At 62.9% G+C, this 22,943-nt stretch carries 20 protein-coding genes; 12 read left to right on the forward strand and 8 right to left on the reverse strand.

Translation table 11 applies throughout. The features are described from left to right. The first annotated feature begins 89 nt into the window (after positions 1–89). The 10 genes from LJY18_RS20785 (at position 90) to LJY18_RS20830 (ending at position 11,653) form a co-directional block, all read left to right on the forward strand. A complete protein-coding gene (locus LJY18_RS20785) occupies positions 90–1,643 on the forward strand; it encodes a sigma-54-dependent transcriptional regulator (RefSeq protein ID WP_238044047.1) in 1,554 nt (517 codons plus the stop codon). Between the two features lie 114 nt (positions 1,644–1,757). Next, complete coding sequence (locus tag LJY18_RS20790) at positions 1,758–2,333, forward strand: hypothetical protein (RefSeq protein WP_238044048.1); 576 nt, start codon at positions 1,758–1,760, stop codon at positions 2,331–2,333. 436 nt (positions 2,334–2,769) lie between these two features. Next, positions 2,770–4,725 (forward strand): acetate--CoA ligase, encoded by a 1,956-nt coding sequence (gene acs, locus LJY18_RS20795; RefSeq protein ID WP_238044049.1) that lies wholly within the window; start codon positions 2,770–2,772, stop codon positions 4,723–4,725. 573 nt (positions 4,726–5,298) lie between these two features. Further along, complete coding sequence (locus LJY18_RS20800) at positions 5,299–6,078, forward strand: ABC transporter substrate-binding protein (RefSeq protein ID WP_238044050.1); 780 nt, start codon at positions 5,299–5,301, stop codon at positions 6,076–6,078. Between the two features lie 116 nt (positions 6,079–6,194). Next, positions 6,195–6,884, forward strand: coding sequence for an ABC transporter permease (locus tag LJY18_RS20805; protein WP_238044051.1), 690 nt, complete (start codon positions 6,195–6,197; stop codon positions 6,882–6,884). A gap of 16 nt (positions 6,885–6,900) precedes the next feature. Continuing rightward, positions 6,901–7,599, forward strand: a complete 699-nt coding sequence (locus LJY18_RS20810; RefSeq protein ID WP_238044053.1) for an ABC transporter permease — start codon at positions 6,901–6,903, stop codon at positions 7,597–7,599. 10 nt (positions 7,600–7,609) lie between these two features. Further along, on the forward strand, positions 7,610–8,722 hold the full coding sequence (locus LJY18_RS20815; protein ID WP_238044054.1) for a succinylglutamate desuccinylase/aspartoacylase family protein: 1,113 nt from the start codon (positions 7,610–7,612) through the stop codon (positions 8,720–8,722). Between the two features lie 18 nt (positions 8,723–8,740). Further along, positions 8,741–9,505, forward strand: coding sequence for an ABC transporter ATP-binding protein (locus LJY18_RS20820; protein ID WP_238044055.1), 765 nt, complete (start codon positions 8,741–8,743; stop codon positions 9,503–9,505). Between the two features lie 41 nt (positions 9,506–9,546). After that, positions 9,547–10,527 (forward strand): transcriptional regulator ArgR, encoded by a 981-nt coding sequence (gene argR / locus LJY18_RS20825; RefSeq protein ID WP_238044056.1) that lies wholly within the window; start codon positions 9,547–9,549, stop codon positions 10,525–10,527. Positions 10,528–10,786: 259 nt separating this feature from the next. Continuing rightward, positions 10,787–11,653 (forward strand): hypothetical protein, encoded by an 867-nt coding sequence (locus tag LJY18_RS20830; RefSeq protein ID WP_238044057.1) that lies wholly within the window; start codon positions 10,787–10,789, stop codon positions 11,651–11,653. Between the two features lie 186 nt (positions 11,654–11,839). Here LJY18_RS20830 and LJY18_RS20835 read toward each other — a convergent pair whose 3' ends face one another. The 7 genes from LJY18_RS20835 to gcl form a co-directional block, all read right to left on the reverse strand. After that, complete coding sequence (locus tag LJY18_RS20835) at positions 11,840–12,679, reverse strand: ion transporter (RefSeq protein ID WP_238044058.1); 840 nt, start codon at positions 12,677–12,679, stop codon at positions 11,840–11,842. A 163-nt stretch (positions 12,680–12,842) separates the two neighbouring features. Then, complete coding sequence (locus tag LJY18_RS20840) at positions 12,843–13,760, reverse strand: urea transporter (protein WP_238044059.1); 918 nt, start codon at positions 13,758–13,760, stop codon at positions 12,843–12,845. 216 nt (positions 13,761–13,976) lie between these two features. Then, positions 13,977–15,392: a pyruvate kinase gene (gene pyk, locus LJY18_RS20845; RefSeq protein ID WP_238044060.1), complete on the reverse strand. Its 1,416-nt coding sequence runs from the start codon at positions 15,390–15,392 to the stop codon at positions 13,977–13,979. Next, positions 15,392–16,663 (reverse strand): glycerate kinase type-2 family protein, encoded by a 1,272-nt coding sequence (locus LJY18_RS20850; RefSeq protein ID WP_238044061.1) that lies wholly within the window; start codon positions 16,661–16,663, stop codon positions 15,392–15,394. Before LJY18_RS20850 ends, pyk begins: the two co-directional genes overlap by 1 nt. Positions 16,664–16,899: 236 nt before the next feature. Continuing rightward, a complete protein-coding gene (locus LJY18_RS20855) occupies positions 16,900–17,790 on the reverse strand; it encodes a 2-hydroxy-3-oxopropionate reductase (RefSeq protein WP_238044062.1) in 891 nt (296 codons plus the stop codon). An 11-nt stretch (positions 17,791–17,801) separates the two neighbouring features. Continuing rightward, the gene (hyi, locus tag LJY18_RS20860; RefSeq protein WP_238044064.1) at positions 17,802–18,584 is read right to left on the reverse strand and encodes a hydroxypyruvate isomerase; all 783 of its coding nucleotides are present in this window, start codon (positions 18,582–18,584) and stop codon (positions 17,802–17,804) included. A gap of 58 nt (positions 18,585–18,642) precedes the next feature. Beyond that, positions 18,643–20,418, reverse strand: coding sequence for a glyoxylate carboligase (gcl, locus tag LJY18_RS20865; RefSeq protein ID WP_238044066.1), 1,776 nt, complete (start codon positions 20,416–20,418; stop codon positions 18,643–18,645). 116 nt (positions 20,419–20,534) lie between these two features. Between gcl and LJY18_RS20870 the strand changes: the two genes are divergently transcribed. Continuing rightward, positions 20,535–21,440 carry a LysR family transcriptional regulator gene (locus tag LJY18_RS20870; protein WP_238044068.1) on the forward strand — a complete coding sequence of 302 codons (906 nt, stop codon included), beginning with the start codon at positions 20,535–20,537 and terminating at the stop codon, positions 21,438–21,440. 160 nt (positions 21,441–21,600) lie between these two features. After that, positions 21,601–22,038 (forward strand): GlcG/HbpS family heme-binding protein, encoded by a 438-nt coding sequence (locus LJY18_RS20875; RefSeq protein ID WP_238044071.1) that lies wholly within the window; start codon positions 21,601–21,603, stop codon positions 22,036–22,038. A gap of 157 nt (positions 22,039–22,195) precedes the next feature. Here LJY18_RS20875 and LJY18_RS20880 read toward each other — a convergent pair whose 3' ends face one another. Further along, positions 22,196–22,840 (reverse strand): TetR/AcrR family transcriptional regulator, encoded by a 645-nt coding sequence (locus LJY18_RS20880; protein WP_238044073.1) that lies wholly within the window; start codon positions 22,838–22,840, stop codon positions 22,196–22,198. Positions 22,841–22,943 lie beyond the last annotated feature (103 nt).

Below are 22,943 nucleotides of genomic sequence, written 5' to 3' on the forward strand. Positions count from 1 at the left end.
CTAATCTGTCACATATTCTTGACGAATAATAAGGCGAGGCTGTCGATTGTCGGCGCCCGGCCTATCGGAAAATGTGTTCAGGGCCTGCCATGCGTATCAAGATTCACTGTCAGAACCGGATCGGTATTCTGCGCGACATCCTCAACCTGTTGGTCGACTACGGCATCAACGTCGCCCGGGGCGAGGTCGGCGGCGAACAGGGCAATGCCATCTACATGCTCTGCCCGAACCTGATCAACCTGCAGTTCCAGGCCCTGCGGCCCAAGCTGGAGGCGATCCCCGGGGTGTTCGGGGTCAAGCGCGTCGGCCTGATGCCCAGCGAACGCCGGCATCTGGAGTTGAACGCCTTGCTCGGCGCCCTGGAATTCCCGGTGCTGTCGATCGACATGGGCGGCAGCATAGTCGCCGCCAACCGCGCCGCCGCCCAGTTGCTCGGCGTGCGCGTGGATGAGGTGCCGGGCATTCCGCTGTCGCGTTACGCCGAGGATTTCGACCTGCCGGAGTTGGTGCGGGCCAACAAGTCGCGGATCAACGGCCTGCGGGTCAAGGTCAAGGGCGACGTGTTCCTCGCCGACATCGCGCCCTTGCAGACCGAACACGACGAGAGCGATGCCCTGGCCGGGGCGGTACTCACCCTGCACCGCGCCGACCGGGTTGGCGAGCGCATCTACCATGTGCGCAAGCAGGAACTGCGCGGCTTCGACAGCATCTTCCAGAGCTCCAGGGTGATGGCGGCGGTGGTGCGCGAGGCGCGGCGCATGGCGCCGCTGGATGCGCCGCTGCTGATCGAGGGCGAGACCGGCACCGGCAAGGAACTGCTGGCGCGCGCCTGCCACCTGGCCAGCCCGCGCGGGCAGTCGCCGTTCATGGCGTTGAACTGTGCGGGACTGCCGGAATCCATGGCCGAGACCGAGCTGTTCGGCTATGGCCCCGGGGCCTTCGAGGGCGCGCGCCCGGAGGGAAAGCTCGGTCTGCTCGAATTGACTGCCGGCGGCACCCTGTTCCTCGATGGCGTCGGCGAGATGAGCCCGCGCCTGCAGGCCAAGCTGCTGCGCTTCTTGCAGGATGGCTGCTTCCGTCGGGTCGGCAGCGACGAGGAGGTGTACCTGGACGTTCGGGTGATCTGCGCCACCCAGGTCGACCTGTCCGAGCTGTGCGCCAAGGGCGAATTCCGCCAAGACCTCTACCATCGATTGAACGTGCTCAGCCTGCATATCCCGCCATTGCGTGAGTGCCTGGACGGCCTGGCGCCGTTGGTCGATCACTTCCTCGATTCGGCCAGCCGGCAGATCGGCTGTCCGTTGCCGAAGCTGGCGCCCCAGGTGCTGGACAAGCTCGGCCACTACCACTGGCCGGGCAATGTGCGCCAGTTGGAGAACGTGCTGTTCCAGGCGGTGTCACTGTGCGAGGGCGGCACGGTCAAGCTCGAACATATCCGCCTGCCGGACTACGGCGCGCCGCAGCCGCTGGGCGAGTTCTCGCTGGAGGGTAGCCTGGATGACATCCTCGGCCGCTTCGAGAAGGCGGTGCTGGAGCGCCTGTATCATGACCATCCGAGCAGCCGGCAACTGGGTAAGCGCCTCGGCGTTTCGCACACCACCATTGCCAACAAACTGCGTCAGCATGGCTTGGGCAAGGAGTAGCGAGGTGCATGAAGCTGCATAAAGCACCTTGCGAATGCAAATGGTAACCCGCATCATTCGCCTTCAATATTCTGCCGCAGGGAGTGCCTGGCTGTACAACAAGAAGGCAACTCCATGCTTAAAACACTGCTCGTCTACAGTCATCTACTCGCCACCTGCATCGCCCTCGGAACCCTGCTGACGGCCGACCACAAGCTCTGGCGCTGGCGCCGGGACTGGTTGGATGCAAGTAAGCGCGCCCAGTTGGCCGAGGTTCAACAGGTGGTTGGCATGGCCTTGCTGGCCCTGTGGCTAACCGGACTGGCGCTGGTGGCGCAGGGTTATTTCGCCGAAGGCATGGCCTATCTGCTCAATCAGAAGCTCTGGGCCAAGGGTACGGTGGTGGTGCTGCTGACTCTCAACGGCCTGCTGTTGCACCGCAACGGGTTTCCCCTGTTGCATCAGGCGCCCTTCGTCGCCTTGCCCGGTCCGGCCCGCCTGCGCCTCGGGTTGTTGGGGGCGCTGTCGATGAGTGGCTGGCTGTTCGCTGCTTTCCTCGGGGTGGCGCGGCCGTGGAACCACGGCATGCCTTATCTACATATCATGGCTGGCTTCGCGGCGCTGTTGCTGCTGGCCGCTGGCGTGGCGTTGGTCATGGTGCGGGCAGTGGGGGAGGTCCGGCGTGCTGAAGCTACGGCCGAGTCTTGCTAGACCTTGGTGTAATAGCCTGTATCCAGGTAGCCAGAGGAAACTGCAGCTGTCCGAATCCTGCGTGATCTGGATGTAAGTGGTGCCCATTGCGCTTGCGTAATGTTTGGGTAGGCGGCCTCTGGGTCGCCTTTTTTTCGTCTGTTATCGACCCCCGTCGAGCATTTTGACGACCGCTCAGCGGCTCGCTTGCAGTTGCCGCGGCGCCTGGCGTGAGAGGTTGTGAAAAACTTTCGACTACTGTGACCGCTGCCGGATATCCGCTGTTGACGTCCGATATTTTCACCGCCGCTGGGACATACTTGCAGCGCCATTGCGGGCTGTCAGCGGAGCAAGACCATGGTTGTAGAGCGGTAATACCATGGTCGAATGGCCCAAGTAGGGGTATCTGGTTACAAAATGCCCCATAGAAAAACAACTACCCACCGAGGTCTATCCAATGAGTGCTGCGTCCCTCTATCCCGTGCGCCCAGAGGTGGCGGCTCAGTCGCTTACCGACGAAGCCACCTATAAAGCCATGTACCAGCAGTCGGTGATCAACCCCGACGGCTTCTGGCGTGAGCAGGCCCAACGTCTCGACTGGATCAAGCCGTTCACCAAGGTCAAGCAGACCTCGTTCGACGATCACCATGTCGATATCAAGTGGTTCGCCGACGGCACTCTCAACGTCTCCTACAACTGCCTGGATCGTCATCTGGAAGAGCGCGGCGATCAGCTGGCGATCATCTGGGAAGGCGACGACCCGTCCGAGCACAAGAACATCACCTACCGCGAGCTGCACGAGCAAGTGTGCAAGTTCGCCAATGCCTTGCGCGGCCAGGACGTGCACCGCGGCGACGTAGTGACCATCTACATGCCGATGATTCCAGAAGCGGTAGTGGCGATGCTCGCCTGTGCCCGTATCGGTGCGATCCACTCGGTGGTGTTCGGCGGCTTCTCCCCGGAAGCGCTGGCCGGTCGCATCATCGACTGCCAGTCCAAGGTGGTGATCACCGCCGACGAAGGTCTGCGCGGTGGCAAGCGTACTCCGCTCAAGGCCAACGTCGATGACGCCCTGGCCAACCCGGAAACTGCCAGCGTGCAGAAGATCATCGTGTGCAAGCGCACCGGTGGCGATATCAAGTGGCACCAGCATCGCGATATCTGGTACGAAGACCTGATGGCGGTTGCCGGTAGCGTCTGTGCGCCGAAAGAAATGGGCGCCGAGGAAGCGCTGTTCATCCTCTACACTTCCGGCTCCACTGGTAAGCCCAAGGGCGTGCAGCACACCAGCGCCGGCTACCTCCTGTATGCCGCACTGACCCATGAGCGGGTATTCGACTACAAGCCGGGCGACGTCTACTGGTGCACTGCCGACGTCGGCTGGGTCACCGGTCACAGCTACATCGTCTACGGCCCGCTGGCCAACGGCGCGACCACCTTGCTGTTCGAGGGCGTGCCCAACTACCCGGATATCACCCGCGTCGCCAAGATCGTCGACAAGCACAAGGTCAATATCCTCTACACCGCGCCAACCGCGATTCGCGCGATGATGGCCCAGGGCGATGCCGCCATGCAGGGCGCCGATGGCTCCAGCCTGCGCCTGCTCGGTTCGGTGGGCGAGCCGATCAATCCGGAAGCCTGGAACTGGTACTACAAGGCGGTCGGCCAGGAACGCTGCCCAATCGTCGACACCTGGTGGCAGACCGAAACCGGCGGCATCATGATCAGCCCGCTGCCGGGCGCGACCGCGCTCAAGCCAGGCTCGGCAACCCGTCCGTTCTTCGGCGTGCAGCCAGCGCTGGTGGACAACATGGGCAACCTGCTGGAAGGGGCCGTCGAGGGCAACCTGGTGATCATCGACTCCTGGCCGGGTCAGGCCCGTACCCTGTACGGCGACCACGACCGTTTCGTCGATACCTACTTCAAGACCTTCAAGGGCATGTATTTCACCGGCGACGGTGCTCGCCGCGACGAAGACGGTTACTACTGGATAACCGGTCGCGTCGATGACGTGCTCAATGTCTCCGGTCACCGCATGGGTACCGCCGAAATCGAAAGCGCCATGGTTGCTCACCCGAAAGTGGCGGAGGCCGCGGTTGTGGGTGTGCCGCACGACCTCAAGGGTCAGGGCATCTACGTCTACGTCACCCTTAATGGTGGCTTGGAACCTTCCGAGCAACTGCGTCAGGAATTGAAGAACTGGGTACGCAAGGAGATCGGTCCGATCGCCTCGCCAGATGTGATCCAGTGGGCTCCCGGTTTGCCGAAGACTCGCTCGGGCAAGATCATGCGCCGCATCCTGCGCAAGATCGCGACCGGCGAATACGATGCACTCGGCGATATCTCCACGCTGGCCGATCCTGGCGTGGTGCAGCACCTCATCGATACTCATCGCGACATGCAGGTCGCCTAACCGGCACCGCTAAACCGCGCCCCGCCTCGGCCACGAACCGAGGCGGGGCGTTTTGCTTTCTGTCACTGCCGTGGCGCCACTGCGGCGCATGCGCGCTCTGTGATATTTCGGGCGGATAGGTCGGGGCTGAGCGTGCGCCGAGGCCACACGCCGGTAACACCGCGTACTCAGTTTGGGCGGCATGGAAACATATGGTGCTGGCGCGAAGTTGAAAAGCCAGGCGTTAAATACTAGATCTGCGCTGTAAGCCGCGTAAATAAAGGGTTTTGCTGAAATAGGCGCGGTAATTGCTTTATTTAAAGGTTACTCTTTTCATTTGTCTCCGCATATTCGCCGGAGGCTGTCAACACGTCCGCAGTGCCCGTCCGGGTCTTTTGTAATTACTTGTCGCATTGAAGAAATATCGACTTTCGACCTGTCGCTAGAATGCCGCTCACCCAGCCGGGACTGCTTGTCGCTGCGAGTTACTCGGCAAAGACGGCGACGATCTCTACAATTTCTCCAGGGCTGGGTGCATATGCGCTCACAGAGATACTGCCAGCCGCATCCATTCCCATTCGAAGGAGTCACAAGATGAAGAAGATTGCACTTCTCGGCGCACTGGCGCTATCCGTACTGTCCCCGCTGTCCATGGCAGATGAGGCCAAGACCCTGCGCATTGGCATCGAAGCGGCCTACCCACCGTTCGCCTACAAGACTCCCGAAGGCAACATCACTGGTTTCGACTACGACATCGGTAACGCCCTGTGCGAAGAGATGAAGGTCAAGTGCCAGTGGATCGAGCAGGAGTTCGATGGCCTGATTCCAGCGCTGAAGGTCCGCAAGTTCGACGCCGTGCTGTCGTCGCTGACCATCACCGAAGATCGGCTGAAGTCCGTCGACTTCTCCAAGAAGTACTACCACACACCGGCCAAGCTGGCGATGAAGGCCGGCACCGTGATCAATGATCCGCTGGTCGACCTCAAAGGCAAGAAAGTCGGCGTGCAGCGTGCGTCGATCTACGACCGTTATGCCACCGATGTCTTCGCCCCGGCGGGTGTTGAAGTGGTGCGTTACAGCTCGCAGAACGAAATCTTCCTGGACCTGCAGACCGGTCGCCTTGACGCAACCATCGCTGACTCGGTCAACATCGACGACGGTTTCCTCAAGACCGACGCCGGCAAGGGCTTTGCCCTGGTTGGGCCAGATTTCAATGAGCAGAAGTACTTTGGTGATGGCGCCGGTATTGCCGTGCGCAAGGGCGACACAGCGCTGGCCGATAAATTCACGGCAGCCATTGCCGGTATCCGTGCCAATGGCAAGTACAAGGAAGTGCAGGACAAGTACTTCAGCTTTGACGTCTACGGCGACTGATTTCCGCAATCAAGTCGCTTATCTGTGACAGTGGCGCAAACAGGCTATAGCGTGCTTGTGCCACTTTTTCGTTGTGCTCCTCGGCGCCGCCCGGCGCCTGTATGAGGTACTAGAGCATGCTTGACGGCTACGGCTCGACCATTCTCGAAGGCGCCTGGCTCACCCTGCTGCTGGCCCTGTCGTCCGTTACGGTTGCCATCTTTCTCGGCTTGCTCGGTGCGGCGTTCCGTCTGTCGCCGATCCGGTGGTTGGCGATGCTGGGTGAAACCTACGCCACCGTGATTCGCGGCATTCCCGATCTGGTGCTGATCCTGCTGATTTTCTATGGCGGTCAGGACCTGGTGAATCGGGTGGCGCCGTTGCTGGGTTTCAATGAATACATCGATATTAATCCGTTTATCGCCGGTGTATTCACCATGGGCTTCATCTTCGGCGCCTACCTCTCGGAGACCTTTCGCGGCGCCTTCATGGCGATCCCCAAAGGTCAGAGCGAGGCGGGCGCCGCCTACGGCATGAGCGGGATCAAGGTGTTCTTCCGCATCCTGGTGCCGCAGATGATCCGTTTCGCCATCCCGGGCTTCACCAACAACTGGCTGGTGCTGACCAAGGCCACCGCGTTGATTTCGGTGGTGGGGCTGCAGGACATGATGTTCAAGGCGAAAAGCGCGGCCGATGCCACGCGTGAGCCGTTCACCTTTTACCTGGCGGTTGGCGCCCTCTATCTGGTGCTGACCAGCGTGTCCCTGCTGGTGCTGCGCTATGTGGAAAAGCGCTACTCGGTCGGCACCAAAGCCGCCGATCTGTGAGCATGGGAGCGAACGCATGATCTTCGACTACAACGTGATCTGGGAAAACCTGCCGCTGTACTTCAGCGGCGTACTGGTGACCCTGCAGCTTCTCCTGATTTCCCTGGCATTCGGCTTGGCGCTGGCGATACCGCTGGGGTTGATGCGGGTGTCCAAGTCACCGCTGCTGAACTTTCCGGCCTGGCTCTATACCTATGTGATCCGCGGCACGCCAATGCTGGTGCAGCTGTTCCTGATCTACTACGGCCTGGCCCAGTTCGAGGCGGTGCGTGAGAGTTTCCTCTGGCCGTATTTTTCCAGTGCGACCTTCTGCGCCTGCCTGGCGTTTGGCATCAACACCAGTGCCTACAGCGCAGAGATTCTCGCCGGCAGTCTGAAGTCGACCCCGCATGGCGAAATCGAGGCGGCCAAAGCCATGGGCATGTCGCGGGCCAAGCTGTACCGGCGAATTCTCCTGCCGTCGGCGCTGCGCCGGGCACTGCCGCAGTACAGCAACGAAGTGATCATGATGCTGCACACCACCAGCCTGGCGTCGATCGTCACCCTGATCGACATCACTGGCGCGGCACGCACCGTCAGTTCGCAGCACTACCTGCCGTTCGAGGCGTTTATCACCGCCGGGGTGTTCTACCTGTGCCTGACCTTCGTCCTGGTGCGCCTGTTCAAACATGCTGAACGCCGCTGGCTGGCCTATCTGGCGCCACGCAAGGCCTGAGGAACTGAACATGCAACGGATCGATCATGTGTTGCCCTGGAACTGCCCCGGCACGGAACGGCGTTTAAGCGTGTTCCGCTTTGGCAACGGCCCGTGCAAGGCCTATATCCAGGCCGCGCTGCATGCCGATGAGATGCCGGGCATGCGGGTCGCCGTGGAACTCAAGCGGCGCCTGCGCGAACTCGAAGCCCAAGGCCGCCTGACCGGCGTCATCGAACTGGTGCCGGTGGCCAATCCCATCGGCTTGGGTCAGTTGTTTCAGGCGACCCAGCAGGGGCGTTTCGAATTCGCCAGCGGCAAGAATTTCAACCGTGACTTCTTTGCCTTGACCGAGGCTATTGCCCCGGCACTCGACGGCTGCCTGGGCGCGGATGGCCCGGCCAATGTGCGCTTGATCCGCGCGGCGATGCAGGCCGCCCTGGATGTGCTGCCTGCGCCAACTTCCGAGTTGCAGGCCTTGCAGCGCTTGTTGCTCAAGCACGCCTGCGATGCCGATGTGGTGCTGGATCTGCACTGCGACTTCGAGGCGGTGGTGCATCTCTACACGCTGCCGCAGCAGTGGACGCAGTTGCGCTCGCTGGCCGCCCGTCTGCAGGCCGGCGCGGTGCTGGTGACCGAGGATGGCGGTGGCAGTTCGTTCGACGAATCCTGCTCGCTGCCCTGGTTGCGCCTGGGTCTGCAGTTCCCCGCGGCAACCATTCCGCTGGCTTGCCTGGCGGCCACGGTCGAGCTGGGTGGCATGGCCGATACCGGCAAGAAGCAGGCCGCAGCCAGTGCCGAGAGTATTCTGGCGTTTCTCGCCGAGCAGGGCCTGATCGCCGGCGATTGGCCGGCCGCCCCTGTGGACTGCTGCGAGGCCACGCCTTTCGAGGGTGCCGAATATGCCTGCGCGCCGCATGCCGGAGTGGTGAGTTTTCTGCAACCGGTGGGGGCGCGGGTCAAGGCCGGCGATCCGCTGTTCGAGGTGATCGATCCGCTCAGCGATCGCCACAGCACCGTCTGCGCCTCCACCGACGGTGTGCTTTACGTTCGTGAACGGATGCGCTTTGCCCAACCCGGTCTATGGTTGGCCAAGGTCGCCGGTCGTACCCCTATTCGCCAGGGTCGCTTGCTCAGCGACTGATTCAAGAGAGTGGAAACCATGTACAAACTCGAAGTTCAGGATCTGCACAAGCGCTACGGCAGTCACGAAGTACTCAAGGGCGTGTCCCTGGCGGCCAAGGCCGGTGACGTGATCAGCATCATCGGCTCCAGCGGCTCGGGCAAGAGTACCTTCCTGCGTTGCATCAACCTGCTCGAGCAGCCCCACGGTGGCAAGATTCTGCTCAACGGCGAAGAGCTGAAGCTGGTAGCCAACAAGGAGGGCGCGCTCAAGGCCGCCGATCCCAAGCAGTTGCAGCGCATGCGTTCGCGGCTGGCCATGGTGTTCCAGCATTTCAATCTGTGGTCGCACATGAGCGCCCTGGAAAACGTCATGGAAGCGCCGGTGCATGTCCTCGGTATCGCCAAGGCCGAAGCCCGGGAAAAAGCCGAGCATTACCTGAACAAGGTCGGTGTGGCCCATCGCAAGGATGCCTACCCGGCGCACATGTCCGGCGGTGAGCAGCAGCGCGTGGCGATCGCCCGTGCCCTGGCCATGGAGCCGGAAGTGATGCTGTTCGACGAACCGACCTCGGCCCTCGATCCCGAGCTGGTCGGCGAGGTGCTCAAGGTCATGCAGGATCTGGCTCAGGAAGGTCGCACCATGGTGGTGGTGACGCACGAAATGGGCTTTGCTCGCGAAGTGTCCAACCAGTTGGTATTCCTCCACAAGGGGGTGGTCGAGGAGCGTGGCGACCCGCGCGAAGTGTTGGTCAATCCACAATCGGAACGCCTCCAGCAGTTCCTCTCTGGTAGCCTTAAGTGAGCGGCATACCCTTGTCCGCCAACAGAGCCTAAACTGCCCCCATGACTGCCCATCGAATCGGCTTCCTGCTTTGGCCCAACTGCAAACCCCTGACCTTGGCCCTGGCCGAGGAGGCCTTGCACGTTGCCCAGCGTGTCCACCCGGACGTGGTCTACGAACTGTCGTTCATTCACGCCGAGCCCCCGGCCGAAGGTGCCTGGCGTCTCCCGGGAGAAGCCTGGGTGGGCAAGCTGGACGGTTTGCATAAGCTCTTCCTGCTCGCCGACGAGCCGCCTGCACCCATGCCCCTGGCCTTGTCCAGCGCGCTCAAGCACCTGGTGCGTGCTGGTTGCGTGATCGGCGCGATATCCGCCGGGGTCTATCCACTGGCGCAACTGGGCCTGCTCGATGGTTACCGCGCCGCCGTGCACTGGCGCTGGCAGGACGATTTCAGCGAACGTTTCCCCAAGGTCATCGCCACCAGCCACCTGTTCGACTGGGATCGTGATCGCCTCAGCGCATGCGGCGGTCTGGCCGTGCTCGATTTGCTCCTGGCTTTGCTGGCCCGTGATCACGGCGCCGAGCTGGCTGGCGCGGTTTCGGAAGAGCTGGTGGTCGAGCGTATTCGCGAGGGCAGCGAGCGTCAGCGCATTCCGTTGCAGAACCGTTTGGGCTCCAGCCATCCCAAGCTGACCCAGGCGGTGCTGTTGATGGAGGCGAATATCGAAGAACCGCTGACCACCGACGAAATCGCCCAGCATGTCTGCGTGTCACGGCGCCAGTTGGAGCGCATTTTCAAGCAGTACCTGAATCGGGTGCCCAGCCAGTACTACCTGGAGCTGCGCCTGAACAAGGCACGCCAGCTGCTGATGCAGACCAGCAAGTCGATCATCCAGATCGGCCTGTCCTGTGGCTTCTCCTCCGGCCCGCACTTCTCCAGCGCCTACCGCAACTTCTTCGGCGCCACCCCGCGCGAAGACCGCAATCAGCGGCGCAGCAACAGCCCCTTCGAACTCACCTCGGCGCCGGTCGAGCGCGGTTAACCTGTCATCGTGGGCATAGGCGTGCGCCGGTGGCAGCTTGCTATGCGCTAGCGGCATGCCGTAACCCGGCATGGCTCCAGCGGAGCGGGCGCGGGGATGAGTGGTGAAGCCTGACGGCCATCTGGTCGTGTGACAGCCATTGTCCCCGTACCGTTGGCATCTGCCGACCCGGCCGGCGGTCAGTCCGCTTCGCCCTGATAGCAATTTGCTGTTTCGTTTGTTGTCCAATTCAGCAGGTCATCGCGAAGGAGTCCCCTCCATGAGGTTGCGCTTGTTGCTCCTGTTCATCCTGTTTTTGCCGCTCTCTGCCTGCACCGTATATTCAGGGGGGTACGGCGGTTATCGGCCGCCCTACGATCCACCCCCGTACGGCCAATGGCGCTGGGACCCGGAGCTGAGGGTCTACGTGAGCCTCGGCCACGCCCACCTCTACTTTGGCGAGCGCTACTACTACCGCTGGCGCGACGGCGGCTGGTACTGGTCCAGCCGCTATGACGGCCCCTGGCAAGTGCGTGACTATCGCCATGTTCCGCCTCGCTTGTACAAGAAATACCCCGCGCAAAAAGGCGCGCCGGGGTATGGAAATAACCGCGGCGACCGCTACCAGGGTCAAGGATATGATCGAAGAAAGGGCGATCCCCGTTACCGGGATCAGGACTGGGAGCGAGGACGAGGTGATCCCCGCTACCGGGATCAGGGTCGGGAGCGCAGGCAGGGCGATCCCCGCTACCGGGATCAGGGCCGGGAGCGAGGGCAGGTCGATCCCCGCTACCAGGGTCAGGGCCGGGAGCGAGGGCAGGGCGATTCCCGCTACCGGGATCAGGGTCGGGAGCGCAGGCAGGGCGATCCCCGCTACCAGGGTCAGGGCCGGGAGCGAGGGCAGGGTGATCCCCGTTACCAGGATCAGGGGCGGGAGCGAAGACAGGGCGATCCCCGCTACCAGGGGCAGGACCGCGAGCGAAGACAGGGCGATCCCCGTTACCGGGATCAGGGCCGGGAGCGAGGGCAGAGCAACAGCCAGCTGCAAGGCAAGGGCTCGATCAAGCGTGTTCCGCAAGGCCAGCCTGCGAACCAGGGTGGCAACAACAAGCGGGGTCAATGGCAGCAGCAAAACCAGGGCCAATAGCTGTATTGATACGAACGCAGGTGGCAGCCCGGGGGCTAACCCGGGCGACAGTTTCTGCGCGTCGGCCTCGGCGCAGTCAGCCAACTGATGCAGTGGCGCTTGCGGATTCGGCGCTTCGAACTCATGTTGCTGCCTGGTCAGGCGTTGCTGCCAAGGGCCGGCCAATGCGCGTCTGCGAACGCCGGGTCAAGCTTGCTCATGCGCCCGCACTGGATACAGCGCACTGCCGCAACGGTTGCAAAAGGCTGCGGCGCTGTCATGCCGATCTTTGTCACAGTGCGGGCAGCGATGATCGAGTTGGCCGTCGGCGCGCATCGCCGTTGCCAGTTCCGCGGTAAAGATCCCGGTGGGTACGGCGATGATCGAATAACCCGTGATCATCACCAGGGTCGACAGTGCCTGACCTAGCGGGGTTTTCGGCACTATGTCGCCAAAGCCCACGGTGGTCAGGGTGACCACCGCCCAGTAGATGCCTTTGGGGATGCTGCTGAAGCCATTTGCCGGGCCTTCGACCACGTACATCAGGGTGCCGAACACGGTTACCAGGGTGGCGATGGTGGCGAAGAACACGATGATCTTCTGCCGGCTACCGCGCAGCGCGGTGAGCAGGAAATTGGCCTGGCGCAGGTAGGGGCTCAGCTTGAGTACGCGGAACACCCGCAGCATGCGGATCACCCGGATGATCAGCAGGTACTGGGCGTCGGCGAAAAGCAGGGCGAGGATCGCCGGCAGAATCGCCAGCAGGTCGATTAAGCCGAAAAAGCTGAAGGCATAGCGCAGCGGCTTGGGCGAGCAGTACAGGCGCACGAGGTACTCGATGGCGAACAAGGCGGTAAAGCCCCATTCGAAGGCCTTCAGCCAGGCGCTATGTTGATCGTGAACGCTACTCACACTGTCGAGCATCACCACTACCAGGCTGGCCAGGATGGTCAGCAACAGCCAATTGTCGAAGCGTTGCCCGGCGGGGGTGTCGGTGTGGAAGATGATGATGTACAGGCGCTGGCGCCAGTTGTCTGAGCTACTCATGGTGGATTGTGTTTTCCCTTGCGACTCGGCTGGCAACGACTATGCCCGCCAGCCTAGGGAGTTCTACCGCTGCAATGCAAGCGCTCTGCGGTTGTGAGCGTATCGAGCGCCGCCACGCTTGTTTGGAGGCCGCCGCAGTAGGCGCGCGTTTTTCCACAAACTCTCAGTCGGGGCGCGCTGGCGTGCAGTCGACGGCGGCCTGGCGTAGCACTCGCTGGCTGGCCTGGATCAGCCAGCAGGCGAGGATGAATGGCAGGGTCAGCGGCGGCAGGCCGAGGGCACCGAAGCCCGGCTGCAGGAGCAGGGCAAGGCAGATTCCCAGCAGCGGCGCCCACGGCTGGCGATGCATCTGGTTCAAGGCGATGGCCGCCAACGTCGCGTTGTAGCCATAGAGGCCGGCGAGGGCGCTGTGCTGTTCCCAGCCCTGATACAGCGCCAGGCTCAAGCCAGCGGCGGAACCGAGCAGCGCCCAGAGCGCGGCGCGGCGGTCGGCCAGCAGCACACCGAGCCACAGGCACAGCCCGGCTAGGGGCTGGTCGAGGAAGATCACCTGGCCCAGGCCGCGCAGCAGTGCCTGCAGGGTGGCAAGCCAGTCGAGGCCATGCGCCGCGGTGAGCGGGTAGCCGTGCAACTGTAGGTGCAGTGGCTGCGCCAGCCACAGCAGTAGCCAGCTCAGGGCGACGAAGGGAAAGGTAAAGGCCGGCAGCCACTGACGTTCGCGCATGCCGCGCATCCAGGGCGCGAGAACCAGGCTGGACAGGCCTGCGCCGAGGATGATCAGCACTGGCAGCAGCGGCGACCAACTGAATTGCACGCTGATCAGCATTCCCAGGAGGATGCCGTTGTAGCCGTATAACCCCGCGTCGATGTCGGCCTGCGGGTAACCGCGGCGCCGCGCCGTGAGCATGCTGCAGCCGCCGCCGAGCAAGGCGCCGCCGAGCAGGTGCGGCGCACCGATGAGGATCGCCAGCACCACCAGCAGGCCGCAGCCGGCGTGACTAAGCAGGAAAATCTGGCTGAAGCCGTTGAGCAGCGCGCGCAAGCCATGTCGCGCACGGGGTGGCAGAGAGAGCTGGTGCATGCGGGTTCGGCCTGAATAAAAACCTGAATAAAAAAGCGGCGCCGATCAGGGCGCCTGGGAGTTTGCTGGCCGGTATGCAGCGGCGGCGTAGGGCGCTACTCGCTGCGGGCAGTACTACGTGGATTTGCGTCGCGGCGCAGATGAATGGCGGCTTGTCGCTCCGCTCCGAAGCCGCCCCACTTCCCAGCCGAACGCCGCCCGGATCGCCCTATGACTTCAATGCAGGGTTTCGATCCTCAGGCTGTTGGTGCTGCCGGGCTGGCCGAAGGGCTCGCCGGCGGTGATGACCAGGGTGTCGCCGCGCTGCGCCATGCCTTGGGCCTGGGCGATTTCCAGGGCGGTACTGGTGACTTCCTCGACCTTGTGCAGGCGCTCGTTGACCACCGAATAGATTCCCCAGGCCACCGTCAGGCGACGTGCGGTATTCAGGTTCGGCGTCAGGCTGAGGATCGCCGCCGTCGGTCGTTCGCGCGATGCGCGCAGGCTGCTGGCACCGGATTCGGTGTAATTGACCAGCGCGGCCACCGGCAGGATCGAACTGATCCTGCGGATCGCGCAGCTGATCGCATCGGAGGCGGTGGCTTCGGCCTGCGGCCGGCCGACGTCGAGCTGGGCCTGGAAGTCCGGGCCGCTTTCCACCTGACGAATGATCTTGCTCATCATCTGCACCGCTTCCAGCGGGTAGTCGCCGGAGGCGGTTTCCGCCGAGAGCATCACCGCGTCGGCGCCTTCGGCCACGGCGTTGGCCACGTCGGTGACTTCGGCGCGGGTCGGTGCCGGCGAGAAGCGCATGGACTCGAGCATCTGCGTGGCCACCACCACCGGTTTGCCGAGCTGGCGGCAGGTGCGGATGATGTCCTTCTGGATGCGCGGCACGTTCTCCGCCGGCACTTCTACGCCCAGGTCGCCACGGGCGACCATGATCGCGTCACACAGGCGGGCGATTTCCTCCAGATGGATCACGGCCGAGGGTTTCTCGATCTTGGCCATCAGGAAGGCTTGGTCGCCAATCAGTTCGCGCGCTTCGATGATGTCTTCCGGGCGTTGGACGAACGACAGAGCCACCCAGTCCACCCCTAACGCCAGGCCGAATGCCAGGTCGCGGCGGTCCTTCTCGGTCAGCGGCGACAGCTGCAGAACGGCCTCCGGCACGTTGACGCCCTTGCGGTCGGACAGTTCGCCGCCGGCAATCACTTCGGTGATCACCGCGTCGGCTTCCTTGGCGGACACCCGTAGGCGCAGGCGACCGTCGTCGAGCAGCAGGCTCATGCCCGGTTGCAGGGCTTCGATGATTTCCGGGTGCGGCAGGTTGACCCGCTGGGCGTTGCCCGGGGTGCTGTCCAGGTCCAGGCGCAATGTCTGCCCGCGTTGCAGGTTGACCTTGCCATCCTCGAAGCGGCCGACGCGCAGCTTCGGCCCTTGCAGGTCCATGAGGATGCCGATCGGGGTGTTCAGCTGCTGTTCGACTTCGCGCACCCAGTCGTAGCGCTGGGCGTGGTCGGCGTGTTCGCCATGGCTGAAGTTGAGGCGGAACAGGTTGACCCCGGCTTCGACCAACTGGCGAATGTCATCGATGGTTTTGATCGCAGGGCCGAGGGTGGCGAGTATCTTTACTTTTTTATTCGGGATCATTATTGCTTGCTCTCGAGAATCAGAATGGCGCGAAAATCGTTGACGTTGGTGCGGGTCGGTCCGGTGACGATCAGCGCGTCGAGGGCGGCGAAGTAGCCATAGCCGTTGTTGTTGTCCAGCTCGTCGCTGCTACTCAGGCCCAATGCGGTCGCACGCGCGTAACTATCAGGGGTCATCAGGGCGCCGGCGTTGTCTTCCGAACCGTCGATGCCGTCGGTGTCGCCGGCCAGGGCGTAGACCCCGGGCAGGCCCTTGAGGCTGTCGGTCAGGCTGAGGAGGAACTCGGCGTTGCGTCCACCGCGGCCATTGCCTCGCACCGTCACGGTGGTCTCGCCGCCGGAGAGAATCACACAGGGCGCCTGGATCGGCTGACCGTGCAGCAGCACCTGCCTGGCGATGCCGGCATGCACCTTGGCCACCTCACGCGACTCACCCTCCAGGTCGCCGAGGATCAGCGTGGCAAAACCGGCGGCCTCGGCCCTGGCGGCAGCAGCGTCGAGTGATTGCTGCGGCGCGGCGATCAGCTGAAAGTGGCTGCGCGCGAGGCAGGGATCGCCCGGCTTGACCGTTTCCGAGCGCGGATCCTGCAGCCAGGCGCTGACCGTGCTCGGGATCTCGATGGCGTAGCGGCCGAGAATCGCCAAGGCCTGGGCCGAGGTGGTGGGGTCGGCCACGGTCGGGCCGGAGGCGATCACCGTGGGCTCATCGCCCGGTACGTCGGAAATCGCGTAGGTATAGACGCTGGCCGGCCAGCAGGCCTTGGCCAGGCGGCCGCCCTTGATCGCCGAGAGGTGTTTGCGCACGCAGTTCATCTCGCCGATCGAGGCGCCTGACTTGAGCAGCGCCTTGTTGATCGCCTGTTTGTCCTTGAGGGTGATGCCATCGGCCGGCAGGGCGAGCAGGGAAGAACCGCCACCGGAGAGCAGGAAGATCACCCGGTCACTTTCCGTCAGGTCGCTGACCAGCTCCAGCACGCGGCGGGCCACCCGTTCTCCGGCGTCGTCCGGCACCGGGTGGGCGGCTTCCACCACCTCGATGCGGCTGCAATTGGCGCCGTGCTCGTAGCGGGTCACCACCAGGCCGGAGACTTCGCCCTGCCATTCGCGCTCGATCACTTCGGCCATGGCCGCAGCGGCCTTGCCGGCGCCGATGACGATGACCCGGCCAGTGCGGTCGGCCGGCAGGCAGTCGGCCAGAACCTGGCGCGGGTGGGCGGCGTCGATGGCGCTGGCGAACAGCTCGCGCAACAGGCTTTGCGGATCGATGGGCATGACAGGCTCTCTTGTAATCGCGGATTCAATTTCGATTCTAGTGCGCAGCGTCCGCGAGCGGGCGCTGCGCACTAGAATCGACCCACCCGGCAGTCAGGCCGTGACACCGCCTGCCGGACAGATCGAAAGGGGCAGCGGCTGACTGCTCCAACCTATCTTGGCTCAGTCAGCCGCTGTGTTGCTCGTTGCCCGCAGGCCGGGTTAGGTGTGGCTTAAACCGGTCTGCGCGGCCGTGCTCAGTCCTTGCGGATCGAAAAGTTGGCCATGTGCTCCAACCCTTTGATCAGCGCCGAATGGTCCCAATTGCTGCCGCCGATGGCGGCGCAGGTGCTGAACACCTGCTGGGCATTGGCGGTGTTGGGCAGGTTGAGGCCCAGCTCACGGGCGCCGGCCAGGGCCAGGTTGAGGTCCTTCTGGTGCAGGCTGATGCGGAAGCCCGGATCGAAGGTGCCCTTGATCATACGCTCGCCGTGCACTTCGAGGATCTTCGAACCGGCGAAACCACCCATCAGCGCTTCGCGCACCTTGGCCGGGTCGGCACCGTTCCTGGCGGCGAACAGCAGGGCTTCGGCGACGGCCTGGATGTTCAGGGCGACGATGATCTGGTTGGCTACCTTGGCGGTCTGACCGTCACCATTGCCGCCGACGCGCGTGATGTTCTTGCCCATCGCCTGGAACAGGGGCAGGGCGCGCTCGAAGGCTTGTTCACTGCCGCCGACCATGATGCTCAGCGTGGCCGCTTTAGCGCCGACTTCACCGCCGGAAACCGGTGCATCGAGGTAGTCAGCGCCAGTCGCTTTGATCTTGTCGGCGAAGGTTTTGGTCGCGCTCGGCGAGATCGAGCTCATGTCGATCACGATTTTGTTCGGGCCGACGCCTTCGGCGACGCCTGCGTTGCGAAACAGCACGTCTTCAACGTGGGGGGTGTCCGGCACCATGACGATGATGAACTCGGCTTCCTGCGCGACTTCTTTCGGGTTGGCCAGGGCGATTGCGCCTGCCGCTAACAAGTCAGCTGGCGCTGGGTCGTGGTGAGTCGAGAGGAACAGTTGGTGACCTGCTTTCTGCAGGTTTTCAGCCATGGGCTTGCCCATGATGCCGGTACCGATAAATCCGATTTTAGCCATGAGAGTGCTCCTTAAATCGCGTTGTGCGCTTTCATCCAGCCGAGGCCGGCAGCGGTGGTGGTGGCTGGCTTGTATTCACAGCCGATCCAGCCCTGGTAGCCGATGCGGTCCAGGTGCTCGAAGAGGAAGCGGTAGTTGATCTCGCCAGTGCCCGGCTCGTTGCGGCCCGGGTTGTCGGCCAACTGCACATGGTTGATGGCGGCTAGGTTGGCCTCGACGGTACGCGCCAGGTCACCTTCCATGATCTGCATGTGGTAGATGTCGTACTGCAGGTACAGGTTGCTGCTACCGACTTGTTCGCGAATGGCCAGCGCCTGTTTGGTGTTGTTCAGGTAGAAGCCGGGGATATCGCGGGTGTTGATGGCTTCCATGACCAGCTTGATGCCGGCGGCCTGGAGTTTTTCGGCGGCAAACTTGAGGTTGTCGACGAAGCACTGCTCGACGGTCGCGCAGTCATACCCTGACGGGCGAATGCCGGCCAGGCAGTTGATCTGGCTGTTGCCCAGCACCTGGGCGTAGGCGATGGCCTGGTCGACACCGGCACGGAATTCCTCGACCCGATCCGGGTGGCAGGCGATACCGCGCTCGCCCTTGCTCCAGTCGCCGGCCGGCAGGTTGAACAGCACCTGGGTCAGGCCATTGGCATCCAGGCGGGCCTTGATCGCCTCGGCTGGGAAATCGTAGGGGAACAGGTACTCGACACCGCTGAAGCCGGCAGCGGCGGCAGCGTCAAAACGATCCAGGAAGTCCACTTCGGTGAACAGCATGGACAGGTTGGCAGCAAAACGGGGCATGTGATGCTCCTTATTCTGGTAGCCCGGATGCAATCCGGGCTACGGGTTAACGGACAAATCAGTCCAGCGGCATGATGCTGGTGGGTGCATCTTCGCGGGTGGTGGCCAGTGCCTCGAACTCGTTGATCGCGTCGATTTCGGTGCCCATGGCGATGTTGGTCACCCGCTCGAGAATGATCTCGATCACCACCGGTACCTGGTACTGGGCCATCCAGGCTTCGGCCTGCTCGATGGCCGGGCGCAGTTCGGCCTGGCTTCGTACGCGGATCGCCTTGCAGCCCAGGCCCTCGACCACGGCAATGTGATCGACCCCATAACCCGCGACCTCTTCGGAGTTGATGTTGTCGAAGGCCAGTTGCACGCAGTAGTCCATGTCGAAACCGCGCTGGCTCTGGCGGATCAGGCCGAGGTAGGCGTTGTTCACGAGGATGTGCAGGTAGGGCAGTTTGAATTGCGCGCCCACCGCCAGTTCCTCGATCATGAACTGGAAGTCGTAGTCGCCGGACAACGCCACGATCTTGCGCTGCGGGTCAGCTACACGCACCCCCAGTGCTGCCGGAATGGTCCAGCCCAGTGGGCCGGCCTGGCCGCAGTTGATCCAGTGACGCGGCTTGTAGACGTGAAGGAACTGCGCGCCGGCGATCTGTGACAGGCCGATGGTGCTGACGTAGCAGGCATCCTTGCCGAACGCGTTGTTCATGCACTGGTAGACGCGCTGCGGCTTCATCGGCACGTCTTCGAAGTTGGTCTTGCGCAGCATCGTGCTCTTGCGCTCCTGGCAGTCGGCAGCCCAATGGCTGCGGTCTTTCAGGCGACCGGCAGCCTTCCACTCGCTGGCCACCTGGACGAACATGGCCAGGGCGGCACCGGCATCGGAAACGATGCCAAAGTCCGGCGAGAAGACCCTGCCGATCTGGGTTGGCTCGATATCGACGTGAACAAAGGTGCGGTCTTTTGTATACACCTCAACCGATCCGGTGTGCCGGTTGGCCCAGCGGTTACCCACCCCGAGGACGAAGTCCGAGGCCAGCATGGTGGCGTTGCCGTAGCGGTGGCTGGTCTGCAAGCCGACCATGCCGGCCATCAACGGGTGATCGTCGGGGATGCAGCCCCAGCCCATCAGGGTCGGGATCACTGGTACGCCGACCAGTTCGGCGAACTGCAGCAGCAGCGCTTCGGCACCAGCGTTGTAGATGCCGCCACCGGCGACGATCAACGGCCGTTCGGCATCGTTGAGCATGTGCAGGGCTTTCTCGATCTGCGCACGGCTGGCCGCTGGCTTGTACGGCTGCAGCGGTTGATAGGTGTCGACGTCGAATTCGATTTCGCCCATTTGCACGTCGAACGGCAGGTCGATCAATACCGGCCCCGGGCGGCCCGAGCGCATTACATGGAAGGCTTGCTGGAACACCCGCGGCACCAGCGCCGGTTCACGTACTGTGACCGCCCACTTGGTGACCGGCTTGGCGATCGACTCGATGTCGACTGCCTGGAAATCCTCCTTGTACAGACGCGCACGGGGTGCCTGACCGGTGATGCACAGGATCGGAATGGAGTCGGCAGAGGCCGAGTACAGGCCGGTGATCATGTCAGTGCCGGCCGGGCCGGAGGTACCGATGCACACACCGATATTGCCGGCCTTGGCACGGGTATAACCTTCGGCCATGTGCGAGGCACCCTCGACGTGGCGGGCGAGGATGTGACGAATGCTACCGTCCGCCTTCAAGGCCGAATACATCGGATTGATGGCCGCACCCGGCACGCCGAAGACGACGTCTATGCCCTCCTTACGCATTACTGCCACTGCTGCATCGATTGCTCTCATACGCGCCATGAAAAATCCCTCCAGGCTTTAGTCGATATTTTTTCTACATGCCTAAAGCATGAAGCCAAGGTGTATATGGGGTAAATTGCAGGAATCTGCATTTCTGTCAGTACCAGGAGTATCGAATGGATCGTTATACGGCTTTGCACAGTTTCGTTCTGGTGGCCGATCACGGCACCTTCGCCGCCGCCGCTCTGGTCGAAGGGGTGACCCCGGTGGTGATGGGCCGGCGACTCGACATGCTCGAGCACCACCTGGGGGTCAAGCTGATGCATCGCTCGACCCGTGGCCTGTCGCTGACCGATCTGGGCGAGCAATACCTGGAGCGTGCCCGCGGTTTGCTGCGCGATTTCGCCGAGGCCGACGCCAGCATCACCCATGGCGGCCATTCGGTGAGCGGGCACCTGGTCGTATCGGCGCCTGCGGCGTTCGGCCGTCGGCATATCGCGCCCCATGCCCCGGCGTTCCAGGCGCGTTATCCGGAGCTGAACCTGTCGTTCAACCTGACCGATAGCGTGGTCGACCTGGTACGTCAGGGCTACGACATGGGCATTCGTATCGGCGAGGTGACCGACCCCAACTACGTGGCGGTCAAGCTGTTCCCCAATCGCCGGGTGGTCTGCGGTTCGCCGGGCTATTTTCAGCGCCATCCTGCGCCCCAGGTCCTCGAGGATCTGGCCCAGCACAACTGCCTGGCGTTCAACCTGCAGGGTGGCCAGCAGCGTGGCTGGACCTTTCTGCGCGATGGCAAACAGGTGGCGGTCAAGGTTTCCGGCAATCTCGATTGCAATGATGGCGAACTCCTTTACGACTGGGTCAAACAGGGCCTGGGCATCGGCTGGCGCTCGACATGGGAGATCCAGGCGGAACTCAAGCGTGGGCAGCTGGTGACGGTGCTCGATGAGTTCGCCGTGCCGGCCTACGACATCCAGGCGGTCTATCCGCAGCAGCGCTATTTGCCCGCCAAGGTGCGATTTTTCATCGACTACCTGAAAGCGATCTACAGCACTCCGGGATATTGGGAAGGATGAATGAGGCCATGAATGTATACAATAAACAATTTAAATGTACTAAAAAGAATATTTATTGTGTACTGTTTTCGTGTTTGGCTTGTCCGGCCTGCCCGCTCCGGGTTATGACGTCGCGCGTGTAGGCCCTGTTTCCATCCATTTCTCGAGGAGGGCTCCCGATATGAGCGTTTTGAACCTGCACACCGCGACCACCATCAGCAACCACGCGCTGGTGCTTGGCCGGAAGCTGTCCGCTGCGCCCTTGACCGTTGCCGTGCTGGATGCCGGTGGCCACTTGATCAGCCTGCAGCGCGAAGATGGCGCCAGCCCGCTGCGCCCGCAGATAGCCATCGGCAAGGCGTGGGGCGCCGTCGCGCTGGGCAAGGGCTCGCGTGCCATCGCCGCAGACGCGCAGCAGCGCCCGGCCTTCATCGGTGCGCTGAATAACCTGGCCGACGGCAAGCTGGTACCCGCACCGGGTGGTGTCTTGATCCGTGACGAGCAGGGCGAAGTGATCGGCGCCATCGGTATCACCGGCGATACTTCGGATATCGACGAGCAGTGCGCGATCGGTGCGGTGCAGGCGGTGGGGCTCAAGGCCGATGCGGGGGCGGCGTAGGTCGATCCGGGCGGCGCTGCGCGAGGCGACAGACCGCTAACTTTTTGCGTCGCGCTGAGCAGCCATGGGGCACTGCCTGCGGCGAGTGGCCCCCTGCGGATTGCCTGTGCTTCAGATCGGGCGGCCAGTGCGCAGTGGCTGCCGATCTGTGCGGCTCCTAGGCGCGGGTGACCTGCTCGGAGGCGCTGGGTTGGTTTACGTCGATCTCGCAGCCCTTGATCACCAGGCGGATGATGGTCTGGGCGGCGGCTTCGTAATCGGCGTCATCCAGGCTCGCCTTGCCGGTGACGGTGGCGATCTGCCAATCGAAATCGGCATAGGTCTGGGTCGCGGCCCAGATGCTGAACATCAGGTGATGCGGATCGACCTTGGCCATCAGGCCCTGGTCGATCCAGCGCTGGATGCAGGAGATGTTGTGCTGGGCCTGGGCGTTGAGCTGCTCGGCCTGTTCGGCGGACAAATGCGGCGCGCCATGCATGATCTCGCTGGCGAATACCTTGGAGGCGGAAGGCAGCTCGCGGGAAATGCGGATCTTCGAGCGGATATAGGCCGTCAGCACTTCAGCCGGTTTGCCGGGCTGATTGAACGGCGCCGACGCCTCCAGCAGCGGTTCGATAATGCTTTCCAGCACCTCGCGGTAGAGGTTCTCTTTCGACTTGAAGTAGTAATAGACGTTGGGCTTGGGCACACCGGCCTTGGCGGCGATATCGCTGGTCTTGCTGGCGGCAAAACCCTGGTCGGCGAACTCTTCACTGGCTGCGCGCAAAATCAGCTCTCTGTTGCGCTCGCGAATACTGGTCATAAGCCCCTGTGCTTCCATGGGCCGCCCGGCGCTGGGCGGCAGTCGGGCATGGTAGCACCGGCGTTGTAGGTGGCTCAAGCTGACCCTGAAGTCAGATTATTGT

The organism is Pseudomonas sp. MMS21 TM103 (genome assembly GCF_022132145.1).
In the GTDB taxonomy this organism is placed as follows: Bacteria; Pseudomonadota; Gammaproteobacteria; order Pseudomonadales; family Pseudomonadaceae; genus Aquipseudomonas.